Source organism: Bradyrhizobium sp. (assembly GCF_036009065.1).
Taxonomy (GTDB): Bacteria; Pseudomonadota; Alphaproteobacteria; order Rhizobiales; family Xanthobacteraceae; genus Bradyrhizobium.
This window is the reverse complement of the sequence record NZ_DASYMN010000453.1, coordinates 1-10,117: the sequence shown is the minus strand read 5'-3', so window position 1 is coordinate 10,117 and position 10,117 is coordinate 1. Positions and strand designations below refer to the sequence as shown.

Here is a 10,117-nt window from a genome sequence, read left to right as displayed (position 1 = left end):
GATGCGCGCCGCTGAGCCTCGCGACATCGAGGCAACGTGGCGAAAGGTCGGCAAACTCCTCGATCTCTTCTCCAAGGAGGAGTGCCTCAACTACTTTAAAAACTCTGGATATGTTTCCGTATAAAAACAGCGTGCTCTAGGTCCCGGTTCTGCGAAGCAGCGCTTCGCAAGAGCTACGCGCTGCATCGCGCACGGGACACGAAACTTCAAAACAGCGGCGGCACCTGGCCGACCTTGAGCGGGCCGAGAAACACCGCGCCGTCGACGAAGCGCAGCGGGAATGCGCGCGCCTTCCTGCCTTCCAGAACCGCTTCCCTGCCGAGCGCGTTGATGCCGGCGGCGACGCCGACATTGGCGTTCTGCTTGACGACGTTGCCGAGGCCCGGAACGGCCCGGTTCAACGCGCCCATCAGACTATTGATGTCTTGCGTCCTTAGGCCGGGCGCTACCCGGTCGAGCGTTGCCTGCGGCACGCCCTGCTCCAGCATCTTGTCGATGCCGAGCGCCGGAATCACCTTTTCCAGCCCGGCGACCGTCATCTGCAATTCACCGTCGATGCGGCCACCGGCGTTGAGTCTGAGCGTGCCGGTGGCGACCGCGATCAGGTCGCCCTGCGCGATCCGCGACTGGGCGATCTCGACATGGCCGCCCGCCGCCTGGATTTCGCGAAACCGCTGCGGCCACGGCTTTGGCGAAAAATCCTTCAGGCCGCTGAGCAGCGTGCGGATATCGGCATCGAAGGGTTCTGCGAGCAGCGGATGTAGGTCATGCAGACTGCCGCCGGCAATCTGCAGCACCGTCTCGATCACCGGATTTTCCTGCGCCGCGCCGTCGGCGAGGCGCGCGTGCAGTTCGACATGTTTGGCGCGCGCCAGCGGCGTCTGCGCCGAAGCGTCGGTGCGATCGATGGCGGGATCGTCGAACACGATGGCGGCGCGTTGCGGCACGGCGGGAAGCCCGACGATGCTGCTGCGGGCCTTGCTCCAGGTCACCGTCAGCGGCTGCACGCCGCCGCCGGAAATGCTCGCAGGCGCGGTGAATTCCGCGATCAGCAATTTGGGATCGTAGACCTGCGCCACCACCAGGATGTCGCCGAGCCGCGCCGTGACCGGTGCCTGCGGCCCGCCCGCGGTCTGCGACGCCAGCGCCACGCTGGCGCCGCTGCATCTGACCTCGAAGCGGAACGGAAAACCGGCTACCGAGCGCCTGGCGCAGTCGTAGAGGCGGCCGGATTGCGCCTCGCGGGCGCGCCAGGCATCGACGCTCTCGTCGACTTTCGACGCCGCATAGAACCAGAACGCGCTCCACGCGATGGCCGCGACAAGCACGAGGACGGGCATCAGGAAAAGGCGCCACAGCTTCTGTTTGCGTGGGCCGGCGGCGATAGCGGACATGCGGCGACCTTGATCGGACAATCTTGTCAATTGCGCGGTGCATGCGCGCCATCATGTTAACGCATTTTCACCCGCCGTGAAATTCTGCTAGCCGTGCCGCCATGTCGGCCAAAGCCCTGTCCAGAACCAGACCGTCCAAAGCCGACCTGTGGGTGTTCGGCTACGGCTCGCTGATGTGGCGGCCGGGTTTTGAATTCATCGAGCAGGTCCCGGCGCGGCTGATCGGCGAGCACCGCGCGCTCTGCGTCTATTCGTTCGACCATCGCGGCACCCCGGAAAAGCCCGGCCTCGTGCTCGGGCTCGACCGCGGCGGCGCCTGCCGCGGCGTCGCGTTCCGGATCGCGGCCAGGCGCCGCAGCGATACGATCGAGTATCTGCGCAGCCGCGAGCAGACCACCAATGTCTATCGCGAGGTGATGCGATCGGTGTGGCTGGAAAACCAGGCCCGGCAACGGGTCGGCGCGCTCACTTTCGTGGTCGACCGCGGCCACGTGCAATATGCCGGCAGGCTGTCATTGGCCGAACAGCTGCGCCTGGTCAGCCAAGGGCACGGCCGCTCCGGAAACAACCGCGACTACGTGCTCGCCACCGTCAAATCGATCGAGGCGCAAGGTTTTCGCGACCCGCAACTGCATCAGCTCGCGGCGATGCTGCACGAGTAATGCGGCAAATTCGCCGTCGTCCCCGCGAAGGGCGGGGACCCATACGCCGTGTGCTGTCGTTTCGGCACTGGGCAGATGCAGTCTGCAATCATCGACGCCAGGGGTTGGGTCCCCGCCTTCGGGGACGACTCAGAGCCTATCTCTCCGCCTTCACCGAACTCGGCACCCGGCCGAACAGTTGGGCCTGCTCCCGCCGTGCTTCGGCGACCAGGCGGTTGGTGGCTTCCTCGATCACGGCGGAGACCCGCGCGAGAAATTCCGCGCGGGTGAGGCCGGGCGGCAATGGATCGAGAAATTCGACCACCAGCGTTCCGGGATAACGCATGAAATTCCGGCGCGGCCAGAACAACCCGGAATTGAGCGCAACCGGCAGACAGGTGACGCCGCAATCGACATAGATCTGGCCGATGCCGGTCTTGTAGCGCGGCGGCGCGTCCACCGCGGTGCGGGTGCCCTCCGGGAAGATGATCAGCTGGCGGCCGCGCCGGACTTCCTCGCCGGCGCGCCGCGCTATCTCCAGCACCAACCGGCCGCCGGCGCCGCGATCGACCCCGATCATGTTGGTCTTGATCAGGTACCAGCCGAAAAACGGCATCCATTTCAATTCGCGCTTGAGAATGTACAGCGGCTGATCGAAGAACTGCAGCAGCGCAAAGGTTTCCCACATCGACTGATGCTTGGATGCGACGATCAGCGGTCCCTTTGGGATTTTCTCGAGCCCGCGATATTCCACTTTGGTGTTGCAGATCACGCGCATCAGCCAGATGCTGATGCGCGCCCACCATTGCGCGATAGTCACCACGCCCCATCGCGGCATCAGCAGGGTCGGCAGGCCGGCGACCACCCAGAACGCCAGCACCAGATAGAACAGCACGTTGTAGACCAGCGAACGCAAGAAAATCGAAACCATTCAGAACCCGATCAGTTGGCTGCCGTCGCCGCCGCCTTGGGCTTGTGCGATCCGGCCGGCTGCTCGCCGAACTCGGGCGACATTTCGAGACCGAGATCGGCGAGGCGGACCCGCACCTCGGCGGCGACATATTTCGCATACTCCGATAGCAGCAACCGCAAGGTCGCGCCACTCGTCCACCATGGCTCGTCGCGCCATTTGTCGCCGATCACCGAGAATGGAATGAGCTCCACATCCGGCATCGCATGCGACAGCTCCACGATGGCCCGCGGCATGTGGTAATTCGATGTCACCACAATCAAGGATTTGAAGCCGCGCTCGCGGGCCCAGCGCCGGGTTTCCGCCGCATTGCTGCGGGTGTTGACGGCGGAGCGGTCGAGATCGACGCAGCAGCCGAGCAAGAACTGGTTGTCGGGCAGCGAGCGCGAAATGTCGCTGGCGGCGTTGGTGGGATGCACGCCGGAAATCAGCAGCCGCTTGCCGTAGCCGCCGGCCAGCAATTCCATCGCATCGGAGACGCGCGACGAGCCGCCGGTCAGCACCACGATGCCGTCGGCCTTGCTGGCGGGACTGACTTCCACCGCGCGCAGTTGCGACAGGAAACCGACGAAACCGACGCCTGCGCCGACGAACACCATCGCAAGCGCTGCGACGATGGTCGCGCGCAGCCATCCCCGCGGCGGCGCCGGCGATGCGTCAGGCGGATCCTGGTCGGGCTGCGAATTCATTGACCCAAGTCTAGTGCGTTTTCAGGCGAAGTGGAGTCCACAGCCGCCCCCGCAAACGCACTTGCGGCAGGCCGGGTCAGTCTATGTCGTCCAGCGTCGCCAGCAGCGTTCGCCGCGACGCCATGGCGGTGATCGCCGCGATCAGCACCGCTTGCGCCGCCAGCGCCAGATAGCCCGACGGGCGCAGCGAAAACGTCCCCAGCAGCGCGCCGAACTGATCGCCGACCGGGGTGCCGGAAAACCACCCCGCGATGGATTCGGAGAAGCCGAACAGCAGCATCGCGGCAACCCCGCCGATGATGCCGCCCTCGAGGCCGAGCCGCAGGAAATGCCGCAGGAAGCGGTTGGCGATGTAGCGGTCGCCGGCGCCGACGAAGTGCAGCACTTCGACGATCGGCCGGTTCGCCGCCATCGCACCGCGGGTGGCAAACGACACCGAAATGATGGTGGCGATGATGACCAATGCCAGGATGCCGACGCCGGCGAACACGATGGCGCCAGTCATCGACCGCATCCGCTCGATCCAGGCGCGGTGATCGTCGACGCTGGCGGAAGGCGCCGCCTGCGCGACCCGGCCGCGCAGTCCGGGCAGATCGAGCACGGCGCCCGGCGCGATCCGCGCGACGATGACGCGCGGCACCGGCAGCTCGTCGAGCGACAGGCCGCTGCCGAGCCACGGCTCCAGAAGTTTTGCCGACTCCTCCTTGGTGAAGGGCCTGACCTCGACGATGCCCGGTTGCGTGCGCAGCACGTCGGCAACGGCGACGGCGTCGCGCTCGATGTCGCGTCCCGGCCTGACCTGAACGGTGATTTCGCTGGCCACGTCGGACTGCCATTCCGCCGCCGACGCGGCTACCAGCAGCACCGCGCCTGTGGTGATCGACGCGAGGAAGGTCATGATGGCAACGACGGCGATCAAAGCGCGGCCCGCGATCGAGGCGCGCGGCACGATCGGCGACAAATTGCGCGCCTTCACCGGCACCTGCGGACGCTCGTGTCCGAGATCCATCAACGGGTCGCGCTCGTTGCGATCTTTATTCATGGAAATCGCTTACTCATAGAAATGGATCCGGCCCTGGTGCAGCACCATTCGCCGCGCGTCGTACTGGTCCATCAGGGTGATGTCGTGGGTCGCGATGATCACCGCGGTGCCGGACTTGTTCAATTCGATGAACAGCCGCAGCAGCCGCCGCCCCAGCGTCGGGTCGACGTTGCCGGTCGGCTCATCGGCCAGCAGCAGGCTCGGCCGCGAAATCACCGCGCGCGCGATCGCCGCGCGCTGCTTCTCGCCACCGGACAGGATCGGCGGCAGCGCGTCCATCCGCTCGCCGAGGCCGACCCATTTCAACAGGTCGATGACCTCGCGGCGATAGCTGGATTCCTCACGCCCCATCACCCGGAACGGCAGCGCCACGTTCTCGTAGGTGGTCATATGGTCGAGCAGCCGAAAATCCTGCAGCACGATGCCGATGCGCTTGCGCAAGCCCGCGATCTCGTCCTTGCCGAGCAGCGAGACATCCTGTCCGAACAGGTTGACGAGGCCGCGGGTCGGCCGCAGCGACAGGAACAACAGCCGCAACAGCGAGGTCTTGCCGGCGCCGGAGGGGCCGGTGAGGAACTGGAAGGAATGCGCCGGGATTTCGAAACTGAGGTCGCGCAGAATCTCCGGACCCAGTCCGTAGCGCAGGCCGACGTTTTCGAACCGGACCAAGCTCAGCTCCGTTCGAGGCCGCGCGCGTGCAGCGGGAACCCTTTTTCTCGGCCGCGTACCCCACCCACCGGTTGTGCGGCTGTTATGGTTTCCGATTCGTTAACGGTCGGCTTGTAGCCTGCGGGCAGCGTCATTTCCGGCGATTCGCTCATGCACATCATTTGCCCCCATTGTACGACAACCTACGCCATTGACCTTTCCACGTTGGGAGCGGCCGGGCGTACCGTGCGCTGCTCGCGCTGCAAGCAGGTCTGGCTGGCGCGGCCCGGGGACGCGGTGAACATCCAGGCACGCGTGCCGTCCATGGCGGGCGGCGGCGATCAGGCGCCAAATCCGGCGCTGGCGGCCGGCCAGAACAGCCCTGCCGAGCGCGAAATTGAGCAGCAGCATGAGACGCCGGTGGTCGAAAGCCCTTCGATATCGGCCGAATGGCCAACTAATGGCGAAGACGGCGGCGAGCCCAACCGGCGCGATGAGGCGAGAGCCACGCGGCCACCGCGACGGTCTTTGCTGCGGCGCCTAACACCTGCGTTTTCGTTCGGCCTTCCCTCGGTCAGCCTTGCGACCGTCTGCGCCGCGATGGGCGCGCTGGTCGTGGCGCTGCTGATATGGCGCAATGACGTGGTGCGGCTGCTGCCGCAGACGGCGGCGTTCTACAAAATGGCCGGCCTCGACGTCAACCTGCGCGGGCTGGTGTTCAAGGATGTGAAAATCACAAGCGAAAACGTCGAAGGCAAACCGGTGCTCGTGATCGAGGGCATGATCCTCGGCGAAGGCAAGAAGCCGGTCGAGCTGCCGCGCTTGAGATTTTCCGTGCGCGATGCCCAGGGGGCCGAGATCTACGCCTGGAATGCGGTGCTGCAACAGCCGGTGCTGAAACCCGGCGAAAAGGCCTGGTTCAAGTCGCGCCTCGCCTCGCCGCCGCCCGAGGGCCGCAACATCGACGTGCGCTTTTTCAACAAGCGGGACATCGCCGCCGGCGGGGCGTGAGCCTTGGCTCGCATACTGATCGCCGATGACGAAGACTCGATGCGCTTGCTGGTGGCGCGCGCCATTGCGATGGACGGCCATGACATCGTCACCGCCGAGGACGGCGCCGAGGCGCTGGAGATCCTCACCCGCGAGCAAGGCGCGTTCGACCTGCTGCTCACCGACATCAAGATGCCTGTCATGGACGGCATCGCGCTGGCGCTGGCGGCGGCGCGGGACTTTCCCCGCCTGACCATCCTGCTGATGACCGGCTTTGCCGACCAGCGCGAACGCGCCTCCGGCCTCAGCGCCATCGTCCACGACGTGGTGACAAAGCCCTTCTCGGTCGCCGACATCCGCACCGCCGTCGCCGACGCGCTGGCGGCAAGGAAGAGCGAGTAATTGGCAGCGCGCGGTACGCGATGCCTCTCGTCATTGCCGGGCTTGGCCCTACTCGATTCACACCTCTGCCACCAACCAACACTGCCGTCATCCTGAGGCGCTCGCCGTCTTCGGCGAGCCTCGAAGGATGGGCTACAAGCGCCTGCTTCCATCCTTCGAGACGCCGCGCAAGCGCGCGGCTCCTCCGGATGACGGCTGAATGCGTGGCTCGGAAAAAACTCTTTCGCAAAATATTGCGAAGAACGATGGATACGCGGGTCAAGCCCGCGCATGACGCGGCTGGGTGCGTCAGTAATCCTTCAGCAGGCGCTCGATGTAATCGAGTTCGATCTGCGGGCGTAGCGGATCGGAGAGGCGGCGGCGCAGTTCCTCGAGAATGCGGCGCACCCGCTGCACGTCGATTTCGCCGGGGATCTTCACCGTCAGGTCGTCGCCGAATTCGCGGCCGCGCAGCGGCCGGCCCAAGGGATCGCTGTCGCGGCCGCCGCTCTGCTGGCGGCCGGCACGGTTGCCGGGGCCATCGTTCTGCCCGTCGCCGTCGCCCGGCTGCATTTGCTGCGCCAGGCTCTGTGCGCCCTTGCGCAGCGCGTCCAGCGCCTTCCCTTGCGAATCCACCGCGCCGTCGGCATTGCCTTCGCCGAGCCGGCCGTCGGCGTCGCCCATCGCGCTGTCGGCATCGCCTAGATTGTCGTCGCCGTCGCCCTGGTCGCCCTGGTCGCCGTCCTGGCCCTGTTGGCCTTGCTGGCCTTTTTGGCCTTGCTGGCCCTTTTGGCCCTTCTGACCCTTCTCGCCCTTGGGTCCCATGCCGCGCTTGGCCAGTTCCTGCTGCAATTTCTTGAGCCGGTCGCGCAGGCCCTGCTGGTCCTGCTGCAGGTCGCTCATGCTCTGATCGCCCTGCTTGTTGCCGCGCATGCGATCGCGTCGCGAATCCTGGCCCTGCTTGAAGGTCTTGTCGCGGAGTTGCTGCTGCTTGCGGATCATGTCGCCGAGTTCGTTGAGCGCCTGCTCCATGTCGTCGTCGCCGTTCTGGCCGGGCTGCGCCATCTGCAGGTTTTCCAGCATCTGCTGCAATTGCTCGAGCAATTGCCGCGCGGCGTCCTTGTCGCCGGAGCGCGACAGCCGCTCCATGCGATCCAGCATGTTCTTCAAATCCTGCTGGCTCAGCATCCTTGTGTTGGGGTCGAGCGGCCGCGCCAGCTGCTGCGGATTGTTGCGCAACCGCTCGGCGAGCTGCTGCAGGAACTTGTCCAGCGCCGCCCGCAGATTTTCGGTGAGCTTCTTGATCTCCTCGTCGCTGGCGCCGCGCTCCAGGGCCTGCTTGAGCGCCTCCTGTGCTGCGCGCAGCGCCTTATCGACATCGGTGATGTTGCCGTCCTCGATGGTGACCGCGAGCGCCCACAGGCTGGCGACGACCGCACGCATGGCCTCGTCGGTATGGGCGGCCTCGAGCTGCCGTGCCACGCTGTAGAGGCCAAGATACTGCCCGGCTTCCGGCGTGAACAATTCCGGCGCGATCATCAGCGCATCGATCGCGGCATAGACCTGCCAATTCTGGTTGGCGTCGAGCGCCAGAATGCGGCGCTGCTCGATCAGCGCCCGCGCCAAGGGTTTTGTGAACAGCCGTTCCGGCAGCCGCATGTTGAAGGGCTCGCTCCTGCCCTCATTGCCGGCCTCGTCCTTTGCCGTCAGCGTCAGCGTGACGTCGGCGCCGGCGTATGGATCTTCGCTGAGATCCTTGACGGTCTGGCCGACGCCGTTGCGGGTACGCGCATTCGGCAGCACCAGCGCGAATTTCGGCGGATCGAACAGCGGCCGGGCCGCGGCGGCGCCCTTCGCAGCTTCCCCGGGACGGGCGGCGAAACGCGCCTGCGCTTCGGTGACGCCGTAATCGTCCTCGATTCTGTAGGACATCTGCAGCGAGCCGCGGGCCTGACGCTCGGGATCCTTCGCCAGCGCAATATTGGGGGCGCGGTCGGCAACGGCGCTGAATTTCCATGCCGGCTGGCCCGCGGGCGCGCGGACCTGCGCGGTGCCGTCGCCGGCGATGGTGAAATGCTTTTCGTTGGTGCCCTTGGGCGCCTGCTCGGCCGGCGCCGCCTCGGTCAGGCCGCCGCCGACCGCCACATCGAGGCTGCCGCCGCTCGAGCGCACGATCAGCGTCGAGCCCGCCGGCACCGGCAGCGGTCCGGCGGCAGGGGCGGTAGCGGCATCCTTGTTGGCGGCGGAGAGGATGACCGGCGGCTTGCCGGTGTAGACCGGCGGCGTCACCCAGGCGTCGACCCGGATGTTGGCAGGCGCCAGCACGCCGTCCCAATCGAACGCAGCAGTAACGCGCGCGGTGCGCTCCTCCCCGGCGGCGACAAAGGTTGCCACCATCATCACCGCGACCAGCGCGCGCAGCGCCCAGGGATCGTGGATCGTCAGCCGCGGCGCCGGCAGGCCGGCGCGGATGCGCTTGATCGAGGCCAGAGTGCGCTCGCGCTGCGCCTGCCACAAAGCCTGCGCCACCGGATCCTGGGTGGCCAGCGTATCGGTCAGCGCGGTCGCCGGGCGGTGGCGGATGCCGGTGCCGCGATCGAGCCGGCTCAAGGCCGCTTCGCGGCCCGGCCAGCGGAACTTCAACAAGGGTACCAGCGCGGCCAGCGCCAGCGCCGCGAATAGGCCAAGGCCGATGGCGCGCGCAATTGGCGGCAGCGCCAGCCATAGTCCGGACCAGGACACCACCAGAAACAGCCCGGCAACCGTCAGCAGGCGCGCCAGATGCGGCCAGTTCCGCTCCCACGCGATGGCGAATTTTGCCCGCTGCAGGGCCTCCGCCAGACGCAGCCGGGAAACGGCCTCGATGTCGCGGGTTGGCTTGGTCGGGTCGGGGGTCGCGCCGTTCAACAATAGCTCCGGATTTGCCGAAACAGCACCCTAGCACGGCGGCGGCAATGAGGCACGTGCCGCCACGCACAACCCACACTCCAAAACACGCATAACACGAAAGCGTGACGGGAAGCGTTCGACCCCGTAACCTTCGCCGCGAGCCAACAAAAGGAAACATCATGGACAAGAAAACGCACGACAAGGGGCTGGAAATCCGTAAAGCGGTGCTGGGCGAGGCCTATGTCGCCAACGCCCTGAAGAACGCCGACGACTTCAACAAGCCGTTCCAGGAACTGGTCACCGAATATTGCTGGGGTGCGATCTGGGGCCGGGAGGAATTGCCGCGCAAGACCCGCAGCATGCTCAACCTCGCCATGATCTCGATCCTGAACCGGCCGCATGAATTGCGGGTGCACATCAAGGGCGCGCTGGTCAACGGCGTCAGCAAGGACGAAATCCGCGAGGTCTTCATG

The 10,117-nt window shown here is 66.1% G+C and carries 11 protein-coding genes; 4 read left to right on the top strand and 7 right to left on the bottom strand.

Annotated elements, in window-relative coordinates; translation table 11 throughout:
* Positions 1-206 precede the first annotated feature (206 nt).
* Complete coding sequence (locus tag VGP39_RS27135) at positions 207-1,394, bottom strand: DUF2125 domain-containing protein (RefSeq protein ID WP_327571178.1); 1,188 nt, start codon at positions 1,392-1,394, stop codon at positions 207-209.
* 101 nt (positions 1,395-1,495) lie between these two features.
* Between VGP39_RS27135 and VGP39_RS27130 the strand changes: the two genes are divergently transcribed.
* Complete coding sequence (locus tag VGP39_RS27130) at positions 1,496-2,056, top strand: gamma-glutamylcyclotransferase (RefSeq protein WP_327571177.1); 561 nt, start codon at positions 1,496-1,498, stop codon at positions 2,054-2,056.
* Positions 2,057-2,192: 136 nt separating this feature from the next.
* Here VGP39_RS27130 and VGP39_RS27125 read toward each other — a convergent pair whose 3' ends face one another.
* The 5 genes from VGP39_RS27125 to VGP39_RS27105 form a co-directional block, all read right to left on the bottom strand.
* Positions 2,193-2,966 (bottom strand): 1-acyl-sn-glycerol-3-phosphate acyltransferase, encoded by a 774-nt coding sequence (locus VGP39_RS27125; protein ID WP_327571176.1) that lies wholly within the window; start codon positions 2,964-2,966, stop codon positions 2,193-2,195.
* Positions 2,967-2,977: 11 nt separating this feature from the next.
* Positions 2,978-3,694: a YdcF family protein gene (locus tag VGP39_RS27120; RefSeq protein WP_327571175.1), complete on the bottom strand. Its 717-nt coding sequence runs from the start codon at positions 3,692-3,694 to the stop codon at positions 2,978-2,980.
* Positions 3,695-3,770: 76 nt separating this feature from the next.
* On the bottom strand, positions 3,771-4,736 hold the full coding sequence (locus VGP39_RS27115; protein WP_327571174.1) for an ABC transporter permease: 966 nt from the start codon (positions 4,734-4,736) through the stop codon (positions 3,771-3,773).
* 9 nt (positions 4,737-4,745) lie between these two features.
* Positions 4,746-5,405, bottom strand: coding sequence for a cell division ATP-binding protein FtsE (ftsE, locus tag VGP39_RS27110; RefSeq protein ID WP_327571173.1), 660 nt, complete (start codon positions 5,403-5,405; stop codon positions 4,746-4,748).
* 2 nt (positions 5,406-5,407) lie between these two features.
* Positions 5,408-5,557 carry a hypothetical protein gene (locus tag VGP39_RS27105; RefSeq protein ID WP_327571172.1) on the bottom strand — a complete coding sequence of 50 codons (150 nt, stop codon included), beginning with the start codon at positions 5,555-5,557 and terminating at the stop codon, positions 5,408-5,410.
* On the opposite strand from VGP39_RS27105, the gene VGP39_RS27100 reads away from it, so the two are divergent.
* Complete coding sequence (locus tag VGP39_RS27100) at positions 5,556-6,395, top strand: MJ0042-type zinc finger domain-containing protein (protein WP_327571171.1); 840 nt, start codon at positions 5,556-5,558, stop codon at positions 6,393-6,395. The two genes, VGP39_RS27105 and VGP39_RS27100, sit on opposite strands and share 2 nt — an antisense overlap.
* Before the next feature lie 3 nt (positions 6,396-6,398).
* Positions 6,399-6,776 (top strand): response regulator, encoded by a 378-nt coding sequence (locus tag VGP39_RS27095; RefSeq protein WP_327571170.1) that lies wholly within the window; start codon positions 6,399-6,401, stop codon positions 6,774-6,776.
* Positions 6,777-7,064: 288 nt separating this feature from the next.
* Here VGP39_RS27095 and VGP39_RS27090 read toward each other — a convergent pair whose 3' ends face one another.
* Positions 7,065-9,662: a TIGR02302 family protein gene (locus tag VGP39_RS27090; protein ID WP_327571169.1), complete on the bottom strand. Its 2,598-nt coding sequence runs from the start codon at positions 9,660-9,662 to the stop codon at positions 7,065-7,067.
* 161 nt (positions 9,663-9,823) lie between these two features.
* Here VGP39_RS27090 and VGP39_RS27085 point away from each other — a divergent pair.
* Positions 9,824-10,117: carboxymuconolactone decarboxylase family protein (locus VGP39_RS27085; RefSeq protein ID WP_327571168.1), on the top strand; the 294-nt coding region annotated here is incomplete at its 3' end.